The 22,699-nt window shown below is 36.4% G+C and carries 23 protein-coding genes; 1 reads left to right on the forward strand and 22 read right to left on the reverse strand.

The features are described 5' to 3' along the window. Positions 1-13 precede the first annotated feature (13 nt). From K5Q14_RS04955 to K5Q14_RS05035, 17 genes are all read right to left on the reverse strand, one after another. Complete coding sequence (locus K5Q14_RS04955; protein WP_220734727.1) at positions 14-286, reverse strand: acylphosphatase; 273 nt, start codon at positions 284-286, stop codon at positions 14-16. After that, the gene (locus tag K5Q14_RS04960; RefSeq protein WP_220734728.1) at positions 264-1,370 is read right to left on the reverse strand and encodes a sensor histidine kinase; all 1,107 of its coding nucleotides are present in this window, start codon (positions 1,368-1,370) and stop codon (positions 264-266) included. Before K5Q14_RS04960 ends, K5Q14_RS04955 begins: the two co-directional genes overlap by 23 nt. A gap of 9 nt (positions 1,371-1,379) precedes the next feature. Beyond that, complete coding sequence (locus K5Q14_RS04965; protein WP_220734729.1) at positions 1,380-2,069, reverse strand: response regulator transcription factor; 690 nt, start codon at positions 2,067-2,069, stop codon at positions 1,380-1,382. 96 nt (positions 2,070-2,165) lie between these two features. Continuing rightward, positions 2,166-2,711, reverse strand: coding sequence for a DUF177 domain-containing protein (locus K5Q14_RS04970; RefSeq protein ID WP_220734730.1), 546 nt, complete (start codon positions 2,709-2,711; stop codon positions 2,166-2,168). Between the two features lie 33 nt (positions 2,712-2,744). Continuing rightward, complete coding sequence (locus K5Q14_RS04975; RefSeq protein ID WP_220734731.1) at positions 2,745-3,929, reverse strand: nucleotidyltransferase; 1,185 nt, start codon at positions 3,927-3,929, stop codon at positions 2,745-2,747. After that, complete coding sequence (locus K5Q14_RS04980) at positions 3,926-4,684, reverse strand: class I SAM-dependent DNA methyltransferase (protein WP_220734732.1); 759 nt, start codon at positions 4,682-4,684, stop codon at positions 3,926-3,928. Before K5Q14_RS04980 ends, K5Q14_RS04975 begins: the two co-directional genes overlap by 4 nt. A 53-nt stretch (positions 4,685-4,737) precedes the next feature. Next, the gene (rsfS, locus tag K5Q14_RS04985) at positions 4,738-5,109 is read right to left on the reverse strand and encodes a ribosome silencing factor (protein ID WP_220734733.1); all 372 of its coding nucleotides are present in this window, start codon (positions 5,107-5,109) and stop codon (positions 4,738-4,740) included. A 36-nt stretch (positions 5,110-5,145) separates the two neighbouring features. Continuing rightward, on the reverse strand, positions 5,146-5,727 hold the full coding sequence (gene yqeK / locus K5Q14_RS04990; RefSeq protein ID WP_220734734.1) for a bis(5'-nucleosyl)-tetraphosphatase (symmetrical) YqeK: 582 nt from the start codon (positions 5,725-5,727) through the stop codon (positions 5,146-5,148). Continuing rightward, entirely contained in the window at positions 5,720-6,358 is a 639-nt protein-coding gene (locus K5Q14_RS04995) for a nicotinate-nucleotide adenylyltransferase (RefSeq protein WP_220734735.1), read from the reverse strand. The genes yqeK and K5Q14_RS04995 overlap by 8 nt, the downstream gene beginning before the upstream one ends. A gap of 18 nt (positions 6,359-6,376) precedes the next feature. Next, a complete protein-coding gene (yhbY, locus tag K5Q14_RS05000; RefSeq protein WP_220734736.1) occupies positions 6,377-6,691 on the reverse strand; it encodes a ribosome assembly RNA-binding protein YhbY in 315 nt (104 codons plus the stop codon). Continuing rightward, positions 6,691-7,839: a ribosome biogenesis GTPase YqeH gene (gene yqeH, locus K5Q14_RS05005; RefSeq protein ID WP_220734737.1), complete on the reverse strand. Its 1,149-nt coding sequence runs from the start codon at positions 7,837-7,839 to the stop codon at positions 6,691-6,693. The genes yhbY and yqeH overlap by 1 nt, the downstream gene beginning before the upstream one ends. Continuing rightward, the gene (locus tag K5Q14_RS05010) at positions 7,829-8,365 is read right to left on the reverse strand and encodes a YqeG family HAD IIIA-type phosphatase (RefSeq protein WP_220734738.1); all 537 of its coding nucleotides are present in this window, start codon (positions 8,363-8,365) and stop codon (positions 7,829-7,831) included. The genes yqeH and K5Q14_RS05010 overlap by 11 nt, the downstream gene beginning before the upstream one ends. A 131-nt stretch (positions 8,366-8,496) precedes the next feature. Continuing rightward, positions 8,497-9,735: a PTS sugar transporter subunit IIC gene (locus K5Q14_RS05015; RefSeq protein WP_220734739.1), complete on the reverse strand. Its 1,239-nt coding sequence runs from the start codon at positions 9,733-9,735 to the stop codon at positions 8,497-8,499. 82 nt (positions 9,736-9,817) lie between these two features. Next, positions 9,818-10,813, reverse strand: a complete 996-nt coding sequence (locus K5Q14_RS05020; protein ID WP_220734740.1) for a D-2-hydroxyacid dehydrogenase — start codon at positions 10,811-10,813, stop codon at positions 9,818-9,820. A 195-nt stretch (positions 10,814-11,008) separates the two neighbouring features. Next, positions 11,009-11,611: an ATP-dependent Clp protease proteolytic subunit gene (locus K5Q14_RS05025; protein WP_220734741.1), complete on the reverse strand. Its 603-nt coding sequence runs from the start codon at positions 11,609-11,611 to the stop codon at positions 11,009-11,011. A gap of 116 nt (positions 11,612-11,727) precedes the next feature. Next, positions 11,728-12,672 (reverse strand): DNA-binding protein WhiA, encoded by a 945-nt coding sequence (whiA, locus tag K5Q14_RS05030; protein WP_220734742.1) that lies wholly within the window; start codon positions 12,670-12,672, stop codon positions 11,728-11,730. Further along, positions 12,672-13,646: a gluconeogenesis factor YvcK family protein gene (locus K5Q14_RS05035; protein WP_220734743.1), complete on the reverse strand. Its 975-nt coding sequence runs from the start codon at positions 13,644-13,646 to the stop codon at positions 12,672-12,674. Before K5Q14_RS05035 ends, whiA begins: the two co-directional genes overlap by 1 nt. A 269-nt stretch (positions 13,647-13,915) precedes the next feature. Between K5Q14_RS05035 and K5Q14_RS05040 the strand changes: the two genes are divergently transcribed. Further along, on the forward strand, positions 13,916-14,038 hold the full coding sequence (locus K5Q14_RS05040; protein WP_010015310.1) for a putative metal homeostasis protein: 123 nt from the start codon (positions 13,916-13,918) through the stop codon (positions 14,036-14,038). Positions 14,039-14,100: 62 nt separating this feature from the next. Here K5Q14_RS05040 and uvrA read toward each other — a convergent pair whose 3' ends face one another. The 5 genes from uvrA to K5Q14_RS05065 all read right to left on the reverse strand — a co-directional run bounded on the left by uvrA (position 14,101) and on the right by K5Q14_RS05065 (position 22,697). Continuing rightward, complete coding sequence (gene uvrA, locus K5Q14_RS05045) at positions 14,101-16,971, reverse strand: excinuclease ABC subunit UvrA (RefSeq protein WP_220734744.1); 2,871 nt, start codon at positions 16,969-16,971, stop codon at positions 14,101-14,103. A 114-nt stretch (positions 16,972-17,085) separates the two neighbouring features. After that, positions 17,086-19,092 carry an excinuclease ABC subunit UvrB gene (gene uvrB, locus K5Q14_RS05050; RefSeq protein WP_220734745.1) on the reverse strand — a complete coding sequence of 669 codons (2,007 nt, stop codon included), beginning with the start codon at positions 19,090-19,092 and terminating at the stop codon, positions 17,086-17,088. Positions 19,093-19,161: 69 nt separating this feature from the next. Next, positions 19,162-21,327 carry an LTA synthase family protein gene (locus tag K5Q14_RS05055; protein WP_220734746.1) on the reverse strand — a complete coding sequence of 722 codons (2,166 nt, stop codon included), beginning with the start codon at positions 21,325-21,327 and terminating at the stop codon, positions 19,162-19,164. A gap of 73 nt (positions 21,328-21,400) precedes the next feature. Further along, positions 21,401-21,664 carry a YkuJ family protein gene (locus tag K5Q14_RS05060; protein ID WP_220734747.1) on the reverse strand — a complete coding sequence of 88 codons (264 nt, stop codon included), beginning with the start codon at positions 21,662-21,664 and terminating at the stop codon, positions 21,401-21,403. 1 nt (position 21,665) lies between these two features. Further along, positions 21,666-22,697, reverse strand: coding sequence for a lysylphosphatidylglycerol synthase transmembrane domain-containing protein (locus K5Q14_RS05065; RefSeq protein WP_220734831.1), 1,032 nt, complete (start codon positions 22,695-22,697; stop codon positions 21,666-21,668). Positions 22,698-22,699 lie beyond the last annotated feature (2 nt).

Below are 22,699 nucleotides of genomic sequence, written 5' to 3' on the forward strand. Positions count from 1 at the left end.
ATACCAAGATTTCTTACTTAATAGCAAAATTATTCGATTCAAACGGCGCAACTGGTTGTTTTAGTACTCTATCGACACGGCTAAAATGGCCCGGTCCTTGATTAATAGCCTCAATAAAAGCTTTAATATTGCTTTCTTGTCCCTGTACTCGCATTTCAACGGAGCCATTAGAATTATTACAAACCCACCCGACAATATGATATTTATTAGCCGTTCGTTGTGTAAACCAACGAAAACCAACGCCCTGAACAACCCCATAGACATCAATTCGATAACTTTGTATCATTTGATTTTCCTTTATAAAGTGGCAAACGTATGGTGAAAACTGATCCTGATCCCAATGCACTTTCTATTGTAATTTCACCGCCATAGGCCTCAACGAGACGTTGAGCAATACTCAAACCTAAGCCATTACCACCTTTAGCGCGCGAACGTGCCTTATCAACACGATAGAAACGATCAAACACACGCACAACTTCTTCACTAGACAGTCCTTCACCGAAATCTTGAATGCCAATTTCGACCCGATTAGTCGTTTGTGACAACGCAAAATGAATTTCTTTACGATCAGACGAATACTTCACCGCGTTATCAGCTAAAATGATTAATATTTGTTCCATATGATCTTGACGTACTTTAACATTTGCATCTTGCATTAAATCATCATCAAGCGTAAAAATGAAATCTGGGTGTATCATCTTGAAATTATCAAAGACTCTGTGGACTAAACCACCCACCTCTGTAATATCTTTAACGTTTTCAATTGGAATTTGTTCCGCACGAGTTAAGTTAAGCATCTCATTAATTAAGTTTTCCATGCGTTGCATTTCAGACAAAGATGACACAATCGAATCATTCAAAACATCTGGTTCATCTTTTCCCCAGCGATTCAGCAAGTCCATATGTCCTTTAACAATTGTCACTGGTGTACGTAATTCGTGAGACACATCTGACACAAACTGTTGTTGTGCAGCAATAAGACTTTGCAACCGATCAATCATGCGGTTTAACAAACTAATCAAATCAGAAAACTCATCATTTGAACGTGTTTTTTCTGCACGAATTGTTGTCATTGGATCATCTTCAAAAGCTTCTATAGTTGTTTCAATTGACTTCACTGGGCGCAAAATATAACGTGTTATGATGAAAGTAAATACAAAAACAGCCATACCACCTAAAATAACAATAAGCCATAAGTACTGATAGAGTTTACTTGGTAGATTGCCGTAATAGTTTTTAACCAATTCAGTTACAATAACAGCAAAGACACCAAATATAACAAAAAAACCAGACGCCATTCCCAATGAAAGTTGCCAGCTCAATGAGAAACGACGAGAGGTTTTTTTAATTGTTTTTATTTCTTTAGCCATAATATCTCATTAGCTACGCATAACATAGCCAGTACCACGAACTGTCTGGATATAAGATGCTTTACTTTCTGGATCATCAATCTTATTACGTAAGTATCTGATATAGACATCAACAACGTTGGTTTCAACTTCTGAATCAAAGCCCCAAACCTCTTTTAACAACTGCTCACGTGATTGAACAACGTTAATATTTTCTACCAATGTCAACAACAAATCATATTCACGTTTTGTTAAATTAATGATTTGATCATCACGACGGGCAATACGATTCTCTTTTTCAATACGCAGGTCTTTAAAATTAATGATTGAACGATGCTTATCGTTAGACTCTGTTTCAATCGCAATACGACGGAGCAATGACCGTATTCGTGCTAACAGTTCTTCAATAGCAAATGGTTTAACTAAATAATCATCAGCGCCATAATCTAATCCTGAAACACGATCAATAACTGAATCACGTGCAGTCATCATGATAATTGGTGTTTTCTTAGATTCCCGTAAGCGACGAGCAACCTCTAACCCATTTAATTCTGGTAACATCAAATCCAGCAAAATAACATCATAGTTATTTTCTAGCGCCGCATCTAATCCTGAACGACCATCTAAAACAGTCTCAACTTCATAACCTTCATGCTTTAATTCAAGGCCGACAAACTTTGCCAAATTTTCTTCATCTTCAACAATCAATACTTTACTCATTATTTATCCTCAATATTTAGATCGGCGACTACCGAATAAATTTCTTATTACTTCTCTATAGTTTAGAGTAATTTTTGAATTTTTGCAAGTATTTTCTCATTCTTTGAAAAAATCATCTAATTTAGCAAATCTTGGATCTAAATTCGAATTATTATCGCCTTTTTTCTCATTTTCAAATGCTTCTTCACTGACCACATGCCAATCTTTTCCAGCAGGCAATTTGTCATTTGCTATTTCTGCTGTTGTTAAAATTTGTAATGGTAATTCTGCAATAATATTATCAAGTATAGCCTCATCAACATCTAGTGTATCGTTTTCTAATACAAAAACAGCCTCTGTTTCGTCAAAATCTTTTAATCGTTGTTCATCTTCAATATAACGTTCGTCAATTATAAGATGAATAGCCCGTGTAACAGGTAACAACGATCGTGAGGAAGGTACCGTAATTTTCCCAGTAATTTCGGCGTGAAGACTGAGGTCCTCGTTATCATAATATCGAATATTGCCTTTTACTTCTAACAGTGACAATGCTAAAACTGTATTTGGAAAACGTTTTTTTGCATTGTCTTCTAAATCAAGTTTTTCATTAAAGTCCAAAGCATTTTGACGATACTTTTGCAATTGATTCTTATTATATTTCATTTTTTCTCCTAAGATATCGATAATTACATTGCGCTAAATTTGCTTTTTACTTGCAACATAAATTGGTTTACGCGCCACATCTTGTTGCTGACCGGCATTATTTGCCAGCATTTGCCACAATTTACCAGCTTTAAAATCTAACCGCAGATTAGTTTTAGTCAAATTTTGATCAACTTTACTAATCAATGGCAATGTGGCTGTTTTTTTAATGCCATTTAAATATTGCTGACCAACATCTGTAAATCCTAAAACACGTAAATAAGGCTCTTGCATAGCAGATTGCATTTGATCCACTTTAACATTTAACAATGTGTATAATAACGTGCGTTGCATTCGCGCAAATGTATACCGCTTTGATTTCACTGATTTGATAAAATTTTGATAGTTTTGTGGCCCTGGTTCACTTACTGCGATAGTTGCTAACCGATGTTCTAGGCCTTCAGCCATTTGATAAATCTGGCTTAATTGCCCTACTGTATCTGTTATTAACCGGTATTTTAACAAGGGTAAGAATTTTTCTTCAAAATCAATTGTATTATTCATGGATTGTACATTTTTTAAAGTAACATCTGGCACAACATTTTGTATTTTTTCCAACTTATTTTTATGTAACGCTAAACGAATTGCTGATGCTGATGCAATTGTTTGCGTATCTGAAAACATTGTGTCATGATAGCCCGCTGTCACTCTCTGAATAGCATGTAATTTAATATCTGCAGATAACGCTACAACAGCCTTAGCATATCCAAGTGCTAAAATATCATTAGGATCTTCTAGTTTAAAACCTGTTTCAGTTTCTAAAAGGTTAGCATACGCACTGGCAAAAGTTTGGTTTTTATCTTGTGACTCTTTTCCTTGTGTCACACTAGGCGCTTGTTTTGCCAAAGATAAAAAATCAACATCAGCATGTTCACTGCCAAATACCATATCCTTAACTCCCAGAGCTGCTAATAATTTAACTGCCCCTTCGGCAAATAAATGACTCGGCTGTACTGCATAAAATATTGGTAATTCAATAACTAAATCAACACCATTTTCTAACGCTGCTTGCGTACGTGTCCATTTGTCAAACAGCGCTGGTTCACCACGCTGTACAAAGTTACCCGACATAATAGCCACAACAACGTCTGCCCCTGTTTCCTTTTTTGCCTGTTGTATATGGTAAATATGGCCATTATGAAAAGGATTATATTCTGTTACTATACCAACTGCCTTCATGATTTCACCGCTCTAAAAAACCAGCGTTCTGTCGTGTCATTAATATTTTGCTTACCAAAATCAGCCGATACGGTTATATTTTCGAACCCAGCTAATTCTAATTCACGTTGAAAAACAGACAAAGCATAAGTTTGTTCATGATGAATTTCACGTAAAATTTTAAACCCATCAATTTTTTCTTCATAAACAAAAAATTTCAAATCATGATCAACACTATTGGGTGTTTCTCCTGGGTAACTTGTCCACATAAAAATATTTTCTTCATCATCATCGTTATTATAATAATAATTATCATATAATACATTAATTTGGTACGGGGTAATAACATCAAACAAAAATTGTCCCCCCGCTTCAAGATGATCATGTACCTGCCTAATCGTTGCTTTAAAATCATTTAAATTTGGTAGGTAGTTCAATGCATCAGCAAAGCTGACTATTGTCGGATAACGATAATCCCAATCGGACCATTCACGCATATCTGCTTGCAGTAATTGCACGTCCACATCAGAATCGGCAGCATGCTTCTGTGCCAATGCTAACATCTCAGTAGATATGTCTAAGACATCAACATTATAATTTTTTTTGGACAGTAACACGGCCAATCTACCTGCGCCACCACCCAAATCGAGTACGCGACCTGGTTGTGTGTTATTTACAACATAGTTTGCCCATTCGTAATACATCTCATCGTTAAATAACGTATCGTATTTTTCAGCAAATGTTGAATAATTATCTTGTATGTTTTCATTAGTCATATTCTATATTTTAACAGAAAAAGAGATGAGCTGCTGCCCATCTCTAGTTTTCATTAGTCAGTCACAAGAAATTTTGTTAAATCTACATAAGGTGCATCATCCCATAAACGTTCTAAATTATAAAATCCTCGTTGTTCTGTAGAGAAAATATGAACAATAACATCCCCTAAGTCAATTAAGACCCAATCTGCAGCTTGGAACCCTTCAATTAATTTAATTTCACCACCAGCAGCCAGAACTTGGTCTTTCACTTCAGTGGCTATCGCCTGTACCTGACGATTTGATGCAGCATCTGCAATGACAAAATAGTCCGCCATTAAACTCACTTTTCGCATATCAAGTGCTACAATATGATTTGCTTTTTTATTATCAACTGCTTCTACAGCTGTTTTCAAAACTGTTATTACATCTAATGCTGTTGTCAAAATTTTTTCCCACGCTTTCTTAAATCAATTTTTTAATTACGCTCTAGTTAGCCAATAATTGTACGTTGTAATACTTTTAGGATAGATAGCCGTTTCCTTTTCAACAAGTCGCCGCACTGTATGCACAATTTGATACCTGACACCTGCTGCTAAAGATTGGTCTGTGATTTGTCGTGCGATTTCAACACCCGAAAAGTCACGACCAACTTCAAGATAATCAGCCATAAACAAAACTTGTGATAACAGCGTCATTTCTGCTGCACCACCAGTGGTATGTTCACGTACGGCGTTTAAAATATCTAAATCTGTCACACCAAGTTCATCACGGATCATTTCAGCACCAACCACACCATGCCAAATATAGTTACCCCAATTAATTAAATCAGGATCCATATTTTTACGCGCAATGACAGTTAAAAAATCATCGTCTGATCGTTCTTTAGCATAATCATGAACCAAAGCCGCAACTTCGGCTTTATCAGTATCAACACCGTTTTTAAGTGCTAATTTAACTGCGTAATCTCGAACACGTAAAATATGTTGAAACCGATAATCGGATAGTCCAGCTGCAATTTTTGTCTCTAATTCGGCAATGCTACCGTTAAAATATTTAGTCATATAAACCTCGATACAAATTATATTCTGCTATAAACAAGGCTTCACGCTCAGGTACAAGGTAATTAACGCTTTGCTTCATTCGTATCTTTGTTCTAATTTCTGAAGAAGTAATTCGAATATCTGGTACATCGCACCACAACGTCGGATAATTAGTTTGCTTCTTTTGGTCACCATGAACACCCACTGCAAACGTGACTAAGTGTGAGAGTTCTTCAATATGATCCCATGTTGGTAGTTTTTCAATTTTTTCACCACCAATAATAAAATAATAATCATTTTCAGGGTGCATCTCAACTAACTCACGCATTGTTTGATAAGTATATGATTTACCACCATTACGTACCTCAATAAGCTCAATATCAAAAAAAGGATTACCCATAATGGCCATTTTAACTAATTGAACACGATTTGATGGTGATATTGCACTTGCGTGCGTCGCATCAATTGGTTGTGCATTAGGCATCCAAAATACTTTTTCCAAACCAAGCTCTCTACCAACAGTTTCGGCCAATACTAACTGACCAATATGTGGTGGATTAAAAGTGCCACCAAAAATGCCGATTCTTCTTTTTGTTTGACTTGGTCGTACTTCTGATTGTGTTTGAGTTGAGATCGTATACACACCGTTCATTACAATGACCGCCTTAAATTAAATTTTAGCTAATTCAACTGAAATTCTCTTATACTTATCTTCTTGCGCTGGTAAAAACAAAACCAAAGTTCGGCCAATTGTTTGTGCAACTGTAATATCAGAATGTGCTTGTATGAATTCTGCCACGTCTTTAGCTGATTCATCAGCACTCTGTTGTAAACTAATTTTAACGAGCTCGCGTTTTGAAATAGCTAAAACGAGTTCATTAACCCACACTTGTGTTAATCCATTTTTTCCTACTGAAAAAATTGGTGATAGCGTATTTGCTTTTGAACGCAAAAAACGTTTTTGCTTACCTGTTAATTGTAACATTAAATCATTGCCTTTCGAATAAGGACAGAAACGCCCTGTGGTGCCCAACCAGCGATTTTAATACCGGCAGGAATAGAGATCCAGCCTAAGCCTGCAAAAACAATATCACTTTTCTCAGTAATATTGAATTCGTGCCTAACCAAATTTGTTATCGTTGCATACTGTGGAGATGGTGTTAATAGTGTTCCAGCATGTTTATCATAAAAATCATCTGCACCACTTAGTTTAGTCCGATGCAAAGATAAATTATTTTCAAAGTAAGCCGTTATAGGCGTGCGTTCGCCTAATTCAAAATCAAAACGAGCTAACCCGCCAATAAAAATTGTTTGCTCAGCATTCAATTGATAAGTACGTGGCTTAATTTCATTTTTTGGTAATGCGTACTTTAAATCTTTATCCGCCAACACATGAGTAATTTGATCACGTTTAACGATTCCAGGCGTATCAATTAGCTGCTTACCATCAGCTAATGGTATTTCAATACGATCTAATGTAGTGCCTGGAAAGCGTGATGTTGTAATCAAATCCTGAACACCTGTTCCTGATTTAATTATTTGATTGATTAACGTTGATTTACCAACATTGGTCACGCCTACGACATAAACATCACGGCCTTCACGATAACTATCAATCGTATCTAATAAGTCATCAAGATTTTTTGGATGCGTTGCTGACGTTAAGAAAATATCAACTGGTTTAATCCCTTGGGCTTTCAATTCAGCTTGCAACCAATTTTTTAAACGATTTTTATTAAGCAATTTTGGCAATAAGTCAACTTTGTTCGCAACTACCAAAATTGGGTTATCTTGCCCAACAAAACGTGGTAAACCAGCTATTTCAGAACCTGTGACATCAAAAACATCTATCACATAAACGATCAATGCCTTTGCATCTGAAATTTGATGTAATAGCCGCGCAAAATCATCATCTGTTAGTTCAACAGGCTGAATTTCATTATAGTGACGCAACCTAAAACAACGTTGACATAATAATTCTTCGCTATCAATCGATTTTTTTAGTGCACTCATCGGTAAATAACCCGCTTTTGATGAATCTAATACTTGCATAATGGCGCCACAGCCGATGCAACGTAATCCTTCATTTAATTGTTCTTGAACATACTCGTCCGTTATTAATTCAGTCGTCACGAAGTGTTTTCTCCCATTTTAACTGTGGATGTGATTTAAAAACAATTTTTTTCACTTGTTTTTCAATACTACGATTTATCCACGTTTGCCACATATCTGATTCAATTAATCGTTGTACTAATACGCTTCTGACACCCGCACCATGTGCAGCCCAAATATCCGTTAACATTTGGTCACCAACCATGATAACTTCTTCCCGCTTCAAGTGATGCGTTCTAAGTACATGTAAAATACCTCGTGGTAAGGGCTTTAATGACCATGACACAAATTTAACCCCAAGCGGTTCGACAGCTTTTGCCACGCGTTTTGTCGTATTATTGGATACAACAATTACCTCAATGCCACCATCGCACAAATCAGTTAACCATCGTCGTAATTCAGGTGTTCCCTCTGGGTTATTCCATGCAAGTAACGTATTATCTAAATCTGCTAGCACTGTTTTTATCCCGTGCTTTTTCAAATCTTCAACTGTTAAATCATATATTCGTTCAACCATATAGGTTGGCGTAAAGTGCTCTAAGCGCATTAAGACCATCATCCAATTTATTTATTCTATCTTATTATACACTACAATCGCACAAAATTTAAACTGACTCTTAATTTATTCGAAAAAAAATAATATGAAGACTACTGACGGTCTTCATATTACTTGTTAATTTATAGTTCTTGTTGAAAGTCTGACGGTGCATATAATTTTAATAATTTGCTAAAGATATATTGTGCAATAAATCCTGCCACAATTGGTACAATTAACCAAGCCACTATAGCAATCATCGGATTAATAAAATGACTCATAACAGATGCCGGTACATTGGGATCTTTTACCATTGATTGAATAGGTGAAACTAAACCAATATAACCAAACCCAGCTGTTGTTGGCGTACCTTGAATATTAAACAAGGCAACTGGTATAGCAGAAATTGCTGCTGTTAATAAAAACGGCAACATCGTCACTGGTTTAGCAAAGACTGAAGGCATCATGCCTTTCATGGCACCTAATGCAATAGCAACTGTGACACCAGGCTTATTAACCCGCCATGAATTAATTAACAATACAATTGTCGTAGCGACAACACCCATCGCTGCAGCACCAGAACCAATACCAGATAAGGAAATTGCTAAAGCAATACCCACAGTTGAAACTGGCGTAATAATAATAATCGCAAAAGCCATAGAAATTAAAATTGCCATGGGTATTGGTGCAAGGTTAGTAAATGTTTCTACAAGATTGCCTATCCAAGTAGTGACATCACCAACATAGGGTGCAATTGTTTTCCCAATTAAACCTACGCCACCACCCACGATAATTGGGCTCAATATAATCGCAACGGAACCAAAACCTTTGAGATAGCGAGACACTAACCATGTTACAAATACTGCTATAGCAGCTACAATCATTGCATTAATGACATCCCCAGCACCACTAGCAATATAGATATTAGCTGGCGCTACTGAACGTAGCCCAGTCACTGGGTTTAAAAATCCAGTTGGCGCCTGTGCCCATCGGATTGAACCAGAAGCAACTGCGGTTGCGATTGCCACAACACCAACATCTAAGCTTTTCATTTTAAATTGCAGTGCAACTGCCATACCAATCAAAAATGGAATAAGTGATGTAAATAAAGTTAAAATAGCACTTAAATTTGAACCAAATGCTGTGGTTCCTAAGCCAGAATACTGAATAATATACTTCATGACTGCAGCTGGCAAAACACCAATTAGTATCCCCTGTGCTGATCCTGATAGTACTTTAAAGAAAAAATCTTTCAACTTCAGTTCTGTTGTACCACTAAAGGTTACTGGTGTGTTTTCTGAAGCTTTGCGTGCGTATTCTTCATTGCGTTTAGCTTGTGACTCTTTTGTGGCCCATTGTTGGCCATCTGCTTTAATATTCATAATTTTCCTTACTAATTCTACCTACATAACCTTAATTGTTTAACAATAATCAGCCATAATAAAGGTCGAAAACATCCTGATATTAATATTTAACAGCAATTGAAGGTGTTTCGCCATTAGCAAAAGCAACAGCAGCATCCATTGATTGATGAACCATCTCAAGTACCGCTTTTGTTGTATAAAAGGCCGTATGAGGTGTAACCAAAACATTCTCACGTGAAATCAAATCAGCGATCTTAGCATCAGGGAAATCTTTACCTGACCAATCTTCGTTGAACAAACCAACTTCTTCTTCATAAACATCCATACCAAAATCAGAAATTTTGCCAGAATTCAAACCATCGATAATAGCATCGATATCCATCAGATTACCACGAGATGCGTTCATAATAACAACGCCATCTTTCATCTTTGAAATAGCTGCTGCATCAATCATATGGTGATTTTCAGGTACACCTGGTACGTATAGTGACACTGCATCAGCCTGTGCATATAATTCATCTAATGAATCAACATACAAACCTTGTTCTGCAATTTCAGCATTTGGAAACTTGTCGTATGCAACCACTTTTGCGCCAAATCCTTGCAAAATTTTAATTGCAACACGGCCAATATTACCAGTACCAATAACACCAACTGTTTGCATACGCATTTCACGGCCAATTGTTGGTGCCCAACGTAGATCGTGTTTAGCAATTTTTGCATCAAGCGCCTTTGTGCGACGTAACAAACGTGATAATTGAATCATCGAGTGTTCCGCAATAGCATTTGGTGAATATACTGGCACATTTGAGATATTAAAATTGAATTCTTTGGCTGCTTCAAAATCAATATTATCAGTTCCAACGTTTCTTAATGATAAGTTAGTAACACCCACTTCAGCCAAAGCTGTCAAAGCTTCACGTGTATAATCAAGTTGCTGATAAACCACAGCTGAAACTGATCCCTTAGCTAATGCTGCTGTTTCAGCTGTTAGCAATTCTTGTGTATAGCCAACCTCAATATTTGGATGAGCTGACTTCCAATCTTCAAGTGATGGCTTCTCGTCATCACGTATTCCGTACGCAAAAATTTTCATAATATCCTCCATATTTTATACTGCACCTTCATTTTACCTCATTTTGTGCAGTTTTGCACGTAAATAAATGAAATTATTAAGCTTTTGACTTAGTCATATTTTCTAATAAAAACCCTGAATACTTTTATCGTATTCAGGGTTAAATAATCAAAATGACACTATTAAATTAACTATCACAATAATTTTTAATACAACTTACTTTGTTACTGGCTTTTCACCAGCTTTTGATAGAATGCCATCAATAAAGCCATATGCCAAGGTTTCTTCAGCACTCATCCAATTATCACGTTCTGTATCATGAGCAATTGTTTCTAAATCTTTATTCGATGCATCAGCTAAAATTTTGTTTAATTTAGCACGTGTTTTAGTCAACTGATCAGCGATAATAGACATATCAGTTTGTTGTGTTCCACCAACTGCACCACCCATGGGCTGATGAATCAAGTACTCAGCATTAGGCAACATAAACCGATGTCCTTTTTCACCAGAACTGGCAATGATTGTGCCCATTGAAGCGGCTAAGCCCATAACAATTGTTGTCACTGGTGCTTTGATAAAATTCATCGTGTCTGTAATTGAAAGACCAGCCGTAACAGACCCACCTGGTGAATTAATATACATTGAAATTTCTTTTGTAGGATCTTGGGCTTCTAAAAATAGTAATTGGGCAACAATTGAAGTTGCCATACTGTCTTCAACTTCACCTTGAACCAAAATAATACGATCTTTTAGCAATCGTGAAGGTAAATCATAACTTTCACGTCCGTTAGCTGTTTGTTCTATAACTCCTGGCCACATAGTTGTTAGGCTCCTTAATTTTCAAATTATTTTGTTCCCACATGTACTTACCTTAAATAAGCAGATGTGCTTATTTCTATTTTAGCACAAACAGATGTAGAGTGCTAAAATTTATTTCATAATTTTGTTAAATCATATTGAATGCCATCGTGAATTAGTTGTGAAAGCTCTTTTATTTTACGCATACGATGATTAGCACCTGATTTGCTAATTTCTAAACGCTCACCTAACTCTGCCAAGGAATCATCAGGATATTCTAACCGCAATTTGGCAATATCTCGTATTTTTTTTGGTAACAAATCTAAATCACCAATTTCATTTGCAATAAATAATATTTGCTGCACTTGTTTGTTCGCCGCATCTGCAGTTTTTTGAATATTAGCCATTTCTGCATTGGTCATACGATTGACTGAATTACGCATATCACGCATCATACGGATATCTTCAAATCGCAGCATTGTTTGCATGGCTCCAATAGTTGAAAGAAAGTCAACTATTTTTTCTGCACGTTTAATATAAACAATAAAGCCGCCTGAATGATCAGTTATTTTAGCTGGTAAATCAAACTCTTTCATGATATTTAACAATTGTTCCGCTAGTTCTTCATGCGTTGTAAAAATTTCCAAATGATAGTTCGCCTTTTCTGGAGAATTAACGGATCCAGCTGCTAAAAAAGCGCCACGTAAAAAAGAACGTCGTTTATCTACTTGATTCAAAATGCGCGCTGGAATTTCTGGGTGTAATCCAAACGGATCAACTCCTAAATCAGTCATGACTTCAGTCACTTTATTTTTGAGTAGCACACCATATGATTTGTGTTGCGACATATGATTATGATCCGCTACCCTCACTTCAACAATAATGTCCGCATAATTTTGTGTCAGTAAAGTATATATACGACGGGCAATGGCTGCGTTTTCTGTTTGAACAGACACTGTTTGATCTATCCCTAATGTGCTTACACCGTTCATTCGCATTAATGCCGACAATTCTGCCTTTGCATTGCCATTATGAACCAGTAGACCCGTTAATTCTTTTTTAACATCTGCTGCGTAGGACATTATTTTCGCTCCAAAATTTGCAATAATTCTTTCATTATTTTTCCACCATCATGAAACGCACCGGCATCACGCAACTGCAAGAAATCACCAGCTATCTGTATGGCACCTTGCACATTAACAGCAGCCTCATCTAGTTTAACCTGGTTAGAAATTTCATCCCATTTTTGAAAATCAACAAAATCATTTGGTACAACAGCATTATTGGCAACCACATAATCTACTACGGGCGCACCGATATGTGAATTCAAAGCTAATAAATGTTGTGCATCAGTGTAAGCATCTGTTTCACCTTTTTGAGTCATTATATTTGAAATATATACCTGCTTTGCCTGTGTAAGGCGTAGCGCTGCGCTAACTTCTGGCACCACAACATTAGGTAAAATAGAGGTAAAGAGGCTTCCCGGACCATATACAATCATGTCCGCATTTATAATTGCCTCAACTACTTCTGGTGCTGCTTTGGGTTCCTCACCTGGTTCATCACCGGTTACCCAAACATGATCAATTGTTTTGTGAGCATGGGTAATTTCTGCTTCTCCTGCAATCACATCACCATTTTTAAATTCAGCATGCAACACTAATGGTTCATTAGAAACTGGATAAATTCGGCCACGTACGTTCATAAAACGAGCCAAATGTTGCACTGCATCAAAAATATTCCCATGCATTTCTGTCATAGCTGCAATAATTAAATTGCCGACTGCATGTTTAGCAAAAAAATCATCTTTAGCATCAAAACGATATTGCATGACCTGTGTAATTTCAGGATCAACATGAGACATTGCAACAAGAATATTACGAATATCACCTGGTGGCACAATATTAATATAATTTCGTAGCAATCCACTGGATCCGCCATCATCTGCAACTGTAACAATTGCAGTGAGATCGATATTCTTTTTAACTAACGGCTTAATAATAACTGGCAAACCCGAGCCACCGCCAATAATAACAATTTTTGGTCTATCTGGCATATTATTTAGGTGTTTAACTTTTTCAATCAAAGTGATGTAACTATAATTTACTACCATCAACATTGTAAATTGAAAGAAAAACACATTTACTTTCTTAAAATTTCTTACTATTATTTTAACGCATATTTTAGAAGGATGTTTACATTTTTTTAAAAATAGGTATACTTATCTATTGTAAGTAAGATTGCTAGTGTAAATGTCAATTGTATCATCAAAACATTTAACACCGTCCCTATTTGCGAAAAAAATCAAATTGGAGATCTCCTATCATGACAGAAAAGTTAGACATTGCTTCAGCGGCTCGAAAACTAAAGAGTCCAAACATCAAGACGCGTAAACGCGCATTGAAGGCTATTCATGATTTAGCCAAACAGGTTAAAATTTCTAAATAGTCAGCACAGTCATTTTAAAAGCATCTATGAGCAATTTTATTAACTCATAGATGCTTTTTATATTATTTTAATGCTGCTGCACGTGACAGATCGCGTGCCATAATGGTTTGTAAATATTTTCCAGTATATGAGAGATCGTTTTTAATAATTTTTTCTGGTGTACCCGTCACCAAAACGTTACCGCCACCTTCACCACCTTCTGGACCCATATCAATTACCCAATCAGCAGATTTAATGACATCCAAATTATGTTCTATCACTATAACTGTATTTCCCGAATCAACTAATCGCTGTAAAACAACAAGTAACCGAGAAATATCGTCAACGTGCAAACCAGTCGTTGGTTCATCCAATATATACATTGTTTTACCATTTGTACGGCGATGCAATTCAGATGCTAACTTCATTCTTTGTGCTTCACCACCCGATAAAGTCGTCGCCGATTGTCCTAATCTAATATATCCTAATCCAACATCATTAATTGTTTGAAGTTTACGCGCAATTTTAGGTATTGGTGCAAAAAATGCCAATGCTTGAGAAGCTGACATATCTAGAATTTGAGAAATGTTAAATCCTTTATACGTCACTTCAAGTGTCTCGGAATTATAACGTGTACCATCACAAACTTCACAGGTGACATAGACATCTGGCAAAAAATTCATTTCAATTTTAATGACACCATCACCACGACAGTTTTCACAACGGCCACCCTTGGTATTAAACGAAAAACGTCCTTTGTTATATCCTCGCATCTTAGCTTCATTTGTTTGTGCAAATAAATCACGAATGTCATCAAATACGCCCGTGTATGTCGCTGGGTTAGAACGTGGTGTACGTCCAATAGGAGATTGATCGATATCCACAACTTGCTCAATATTTTCAACACCATCAATACTCTTGTACTTACCAGGCTTTTCTGAATTATTATTTAGTTTCTGTTTCAAAGCGCGTTTTAAGATTTGATTGACAAGTGTTGATTTCCCCGAGCCAGAGACGCCAGTCACTGCCACAAATTTACCTAAAGGAAATTTTGCGGTCACATTCTTAAGATTATTTTCCTTAGCACCTTTGATTGTAATATAAGTGCCATGGCCCTTACGTCGCTCAGTAGGTACTGGTATAAATTGCTTTCCAGATAAGTACTGACCGGTTAATGATTGTTTGTTATTGGCAACCTCTGCTGGTGTTCCTGTGGCTACTATCTCACCACCAAGTGTTCCTGCACCAGGACCAACATCAATGAGATAATCTGCGGCAAGCATTGTATCTTCATCATGCTCAACAACCACTAATGTATTGCCCAGATCTCGCATATGACGCATTGATTGGAGTAACATATCATTGTCGCGTTGATGTAAGCCAATTGACGGCTCATCCAAAACATATAAAACACCAGATAAATTAGAACCAATTTGTGTCGCTAAGCGAATACGTTGTGATTCACCACCAGAAAGCGTGCGTGCTGAACGTGATAATGTCAAATATTTTAATCCGACACTTTCCAAAAAGCCTAACCGATCTTTTATCTCTTTAAGTATTGGTTTAGCGATTATTGTATCTTGTTGTCCTAAAATAATATCATCAAAAAAAGCCAATTCTTTATCAACAGGCATTTCAGAAACTTCGCCTATATGACGCCCATTAATTTTAACTGAGAGTGCGGCCTCGTTTAAACGATAACCATGACATGCTTGGCAAGGTAATTCCGTCATATACTTAGACATTTGATCACGTGTATAATCTGAGTTGGTTTCATTGAATCGTCGCGAAACATTATTAATAACGCCTTCAAATGGTATATCGACGTCACGCACACCACCAAAATCATTTTGATAATGAAAATGAAAATCACTTGTACCTGAACCATTCAAAAGCAATTCTTGGTGTGATTTTGGTAGTGATTCGAATGGTATATCCAAATCAATGTTATACTGTTCGGCAAACTGGCGCAACATTTCTGGATAATAATTCGATGAAATAGGATTCCACGGTGCTATTGTTCCTTCACGTAATGTTTTGGTAACATCAGGGACAATTAAATCAACATCAACTTCACGTGTAACACCTAGCCCTTGGCATATTTGACAAGCACCAAGTGGCGCATTAAAACTAAACAATCTTGGTTCCAATCGACCTACTCTAAAATCTTGTAGTTTGCCAAGGTAATGATCTGAGAACTTCAAAGGTGCTATCTCTAGTTCGTCATTACGTGTGACAACATCCAATTGAACTAAGCCACCTGTCAATCGAATAGCCGCTTCTATTGAATCAAATAAACGCGAACGCGAGTCAGCACGTAACACAATCCGATCAACCATCACATCAATATCATGTGCCTTATTTTTATTTAAATTAATATCTTGCGTATCAATTTCCACTATTTCACCATCAACACGCGCACGAATATAACCTTGTTTACGCATATTTTCGAAAGCTGTTTCATGTGACCCACGTTTGCCGCTAATAATTGGTGCAAATATTAGTAACCGTACCCCAATTGGCAGCTGTTGAAAAACAGACGCAACCATTTGATCAATTGTTGTCATAATTTTGGTGCCGTCTTTTGGATCTTCTGGTCGACCAACACGCGCATATAGCAATCGGAAATAATCATTAATTTCAGTGACTGTCCCTACTGTTGACCGCGGATTATTAGACGTTGTTTTTTGATCAATTGAAATAGCTGGTGATAACCCATCTATTGAATCAACATCGGGTTTATCCATTTGCCCTAAAAACTGACGTGCATAAGATGATAAACTTTCAACATAGCGACGTTGTCCCTCTGCATAAAGCGTATCAAATGCCAAAGAAGATTTCCCTGACCCAGATAAGCCAGTAACTACCGTTAGCTTATCTTTGGGGATATCTACGTCAATATTTTTTAAATTTTGCGCGCGAGCGCCACGTATCTCAATATTAGTTTTTGCCATGTATTTAAAGCGATTGTACTCGTATATTATTTCAAATATACGACAACTGCATTCCTTATCTAAAATTTTTTGATCCTATCGTCATGACAGTAACAACTTACAAATTAAGCCGACTTACAATACTGCTTTTAACGTCATAACACTATCGCGCAATTGCGCTGCCTCTTCAAAGTCCAAAGCTTTAGCTGCCGCTTTCATTTGTCCCTCCATATTAGCAATAATATTTTGTTGTTCATCTTGAGGAAGATCTTTAAAAGCGACTTGAGTAAGATCAATGGTTGTTTTGCCATCCGTTGAAACTGAACGAACAGATATTAAATCGCGTATTTCTTTTTTAATTGTTGTTGGTATGATATCATTTTTGGCATTATATTGCATCTGAACTTCACGACGTCTGGCTGTTTCATCAATTGCTTCTTGCATTGATTTAGTTATTTTATCAGCATACATAATAACATGTCCATTGGCATTACGTGCCGCACGTCCTATTGTTTGGATCAATGATCGCGGATTACGCAAAAATCCTTCCTTATCAGCATCTAAAATAGCGACTAGAGATACTTCAGGCACATCAATGCCTTCACGCAACAAATTAATGCCAATTAATACATCGTATTTACCTAGACGTAAGTCGCGTAAAATTTCGGTACGTTCAAGCGTTTTAATATCAGAATGTAAATATGCGACTTTAATACCGACATTTTTAAGATAATCTGTCAGATCTTCTGCCATACGTTTTGTCAAAGTCGTTATGAATACACGTTCATTTTTTTCTGAACGCGCATTAATTTCTCCAACTAAATCATCAATTTGTCCCATAACCGGACGCACTTCAATTTCTGGATCAAGTAATCCTGTTGGCCGTATAATTTGCTGCGCGATATGATTATCAGTCACACGTTCCAACTCATAGTCCCCCGGTGTAGCAGACATATAAATAATTTGATTAACGTGTTTTTCAAATTCTGGTAACTTCAACGGTCGATTATCCAATGCCGAAGGTAATCGAAAGCCATAATTAACTAATGTTTCTTTTCGTGCGCGATCGCCATTATACATGCCACGAATTTGTGGCATTGTGACATGACTTTCATCAGCTACAATCAAAAAATCATCTGGGAAAAAATCTAGTAAGGTAAATGGCGGCTCGCCTGGGTTTCTACCGTCCATCCAACGTGAGTAGTTTTCAATACCACCGACAAAGCCCATTTCTTCAAGCATCGCCAAGTCATACTCAGTCCTTTGCTTAATACGTTGCGCCTCAATTAGCTTACCCTCTGTTTCAAACTGACCGACTTGTTCAATCATTTCTTGTTTAATGCCAGCAAGTGCAGTATTCATTTGGTCGTCGTTAGTCATAAAATGTTTGGCTGGATAAATTGAAACAAACTCACGCTCTACTGACGTTTCACCTGTCAATGAATTAATATCACGAATACGGTCAATTTCATCGCCGAAAAATTCAATACGCAGAGCCGTTTCATCTTCTGATGCTGGAAAAATTTCCATAACATCACCTCGTACACGAAAAGTGCCACGATGAAAATCAATATCATTGCGTGTAAATTGAACATCAATTAGGTCCCGCATCAATTGATCACGTCCATATTCGTTTCCCACACGCAAATTGATCACATGTTCTTGGTACTGATGTGGATCACCAAGCCCAAAAATAGAACTAACTGATGCCACAACTATAACGTCCTTACGAGATAAGAGTGAACTAGTCGCAGAATTACGCAGCTGATCAATTTCGTCATTGACTGCTGAATCCTTTTCAATAAACGTATCAGAACTAGGAACATATGCCTCTGGTTGATAATAATCGTAGTAGGATACAAAATATTCAACCGCATTATTTGGGAAAAATTCCTTTAATTCACTATATAGTTGTCCGGCCAAAGTTTTGTTATGACTGAGCACTAATGTTGGCTTTCTAACAGTTTTAACTACATTAGAAATCGTGAATGTTTTACCCGTTCCTGTAGCGCCAAGTAATATTTGCTCTTTGACGCCAGCATTAATACCTTTGACTAATTGACTGATTGCTTGCGGCTGATCCCCAGTTGGTTGATATTTAGAGACAACTTCAAACTCACGATTTGTAACATTTTCAGGCATATTTTTTTCCTCAGTCTACTTTATTTCATTATACAATAAAACGAACAAACGTTCTATCGTTTGCTCGTTTTATTTTGATGATGTATCTGCGCCACTGGTTTGATCATCAGAAGATGAGGAGGTATTAACTTCCGGTGCATCAGTTTTGTACAAATTTGTTGTCGATTTGTTTTTATTTTTGGCTAAGACACTTGACGGATTTGTTTGTTGTGCAGCTTTTAGTTTAGCCAAACCTGCACTTCTTTTGTAGTCAAAGTCTTTTTTATTGACGGTATGAAAATCAGAGCGTGATTGATCAAATCGCAATAGGTCACCCGTAATGACTGAGTCTGAATATTCTAGGACCTTATCCACATAATCTTGTGTCTTTGCAGCCATTTTTTTAAGCGTTGCATCTGATGACAAAGTTACTTGTTCACCTGTTTTCGTATTAAAATACTGATTATTATATTTCATATAGGTTGGTGTTACCCAATCTCCATCACGAAATGGTACAACCCCTTCATATTTCGACGATAACATATCTTGTCCAAACATAGTCATATTATCATCTGGCACACCAAGGAGGTCTAATAATGTTGGTAGCATATCTATTTCACCACCGTAGGTATGATCAATACCACCCTTTAAGCCATTTGCATGAATCATAAAGGGTACCTTTTGAAATTGTGCTAAATCGTAATTGGTTACTTTTTCTTTACCAAGTAATTGTGCAATGGCAGGTTGATGATTTTCAGAAATACCATAATGATCGCCATACAATACAAAAACCGAATTATCATATAGTCCTGCTTTTTTTAAATAATCAGTCAATTCGCCAAATGATTGGTCCAAATAATGTGCCGTTTGTACGTAGCCATCGACCGTTTTATCTCCAGTTTTAGTCGCTGGAAAATCAATGTTTTCCTTATCTAATTCGTATGGATAGTGATTCGTTACAGTCAATAATTTGGCATAAAATGGTTGTGGTAATTGTTCTATATAGTGCGCACTATCTTGCAAAAATATTTTATCTTTTAAACCATAGCCCACATTAAAGCTTGGCTTATTAGCATTAGAATAATACGATTTCGAAAAGAAATAATCGTAACCAAATGATTTATACGTATTGTCACGATTCCAAAAGCTAGCAACATCACCATGAAAAGCAGCTGTTGTATAACCACGTTGTTTTAAAATTGCGGGCAATGCTTCAAATGTATTATTTGTGCCATATTTCACCATGGCCGAACCAGTCGAAAGACCATACAATGAATTTTCTTGCATCATCTCTGCATCAGATGTTTTACCCTGACCAACTTGATGATAAAAATTATCAAAACTCATTGTATTTTGATCATGGTAAAACTGATTAAGATTTGGCGTTACTTCACGTCCTTCAACTTTGTAATCTATCAAAAATTGTTGAAAGGATTCCAAATGAATCATGAAAACATTTTTGCCTTTTTGTGTCCCATAATACTGAATATTATCTGGCATTTTTTGCTTCGAGACAAATTGCTTAATTTTAGCTAAATCTGCTGGTTTAGCACGTTTTCTACTCTCTGTTTGATTATACGTCTGCACCCCATTAAATACAGCGTATTCGTTCAATCCTAAATACTTAACAATATAATTATTATCAAATGAACGTGTCAGTAATCCTGTACGATCAGTTGAAGCGATACCATAATCTACTAACATCAAGACTACGCCCAAAAGCGTTGTTAAAATAGCAAATCGTTTTTGAACACCTTTTCGATCTATTGTTAATTGCTTAAACACAACGAGTGCAACTAAAATAATAAGATCAATAAAAACCATATAGTCAGACCAATGAATAATAGCAGCAATTGATTTACTTAAATTATTGCCAGTTGAGCTACCAGAACTTAATATACCCATGGACAAAAAATCAGAAAATTCACGATAATATAAAATATTAGCGAATAGCCATAAAGATTGAATAAAATTAAACAAAATTGCAATCCAATAACTTAACGCGCCTCGAAAATACAGCGCAATACTTAAAAATATAATAGCTGTAGGTATCGGGTTTAAGAATAACAAAAACTGTTGCGTTGCACCTTCAGCCCCAAGGTTAAAATTCATATGATAATTAACAAATGTTTTAAACCATACTAGAACAACGTTTAGAACAAAAAACCACACCAATGGTGCTGACGTGTCCATAGTTTGCCTAATTTGTCGCCAAAAAAATTTGGGACTCGGAATTTTCTTTAAGAGATTCTTCATTTTATTTTCCTTCATAACATATTGACATTCAAAAATAATAAAGGAGATGCCATTTGCTATTTATATTATACTATTAGAATATTAATTTAAAATCATGTAAGACATCATATATTTCAATCGCTACCAAATCAATATCGTCAAACTGAAATTGTCTGACTTCACGATGCTCATGAATTGTCCAAATTTTAGTTAATTGATCATATTCGACTCGCAATGCTTCAATTCCAAACGCGTCAAATCGTCGTGCTTGATATTGATTATCATTTGAATCAATCATAGCACGCAAACGATTTAAAATTTGGTTTAAATCACTTGTACGTGGTTCTTCAAGTGCCATTTTAACGCCCTTCCTTTATTTTTTTAGCAGGTAACAGATAAGTAATAATGCCTGCAAACAAACCAAAGTAGTAGGTGATTAAACGCCATAATAGAATCACCAAGATCATTGTAGCTGGATTATTAACAAAAGGTGAAAAAAGCAGTTGGAAACTCAATTCAGCGCCACCGACACCACCAGGAATAGGAAATAGCGAAATAACCATTACAATCATAATGTTCATAGTGACGATTAGCCAAGGATTCACATTTTCGTAGCCAAAAGCACGAATAACAAAATACGGAATCATATAAAAAACAATCAATTGCAGAATAGTAAAAATACTCGCACCAACTAGTGACTCCCAGCTGCTAATAACACGACGAGATTCCTTATGAAAAGTATCAATTTTTTGTTTTATACGTATAATTAACCGGTCATGACGTTCAGGTGACATCATTTTTTTAGCCAATGGTGAGAGGATGTCGACTAATCGTAGTGTCACAGCTGGCCAAAACATCACTAATGCAATCCCCAGAATAACAAAAGCATGAATGGCAATTGCAAATGGAATAAATTGTGCAAACGTTGGATCTACTTGGGCATAAATAAAATGTTCTGCTGAAAAATAGGCAACAATAAAAAATAAAACAACAACAACCTGGTATACCAAAAACTTCATAAGAATAACCGACAGTGCCCTACCAGATTCAATACCTGCTCTTGTCATGCCAAATAATTGTGCAGGTTGTCCACCAGTAGCAAAAGGTGTGACCCCTGTGCCTAAAAGATTCAATAAGGGCACACGCAACAAAGACAATACTGAGGTTTGCTTACGATCAACCTTATTTAACATAACATAAGTTGCGGCTGCTTCTAAAAAAATTGATAAAATCATCATTAATAAACCAAAAAATAACCAACGCCAATCTAAATGTTTGAGCGCAGCTGCTAACTGCTGACTTTTGCCATGCAACTCATTTGTTAAAAAATAGACGACAACTGCAGTTAAGACAACCACGATTATCGTTGATATTTTATCGATTTTTGACATCA

This window comes from Leuconostoc inhae, assembly GCF_019656015.1.
In the GTDB taxonomy this organism is placed as follows: domain Bacteria; phylum Bacillota; class Bacilli; order Lactobacillales; family Lactobacillaceae; genus Leuconostoc; species Leuconostoc inhae_A.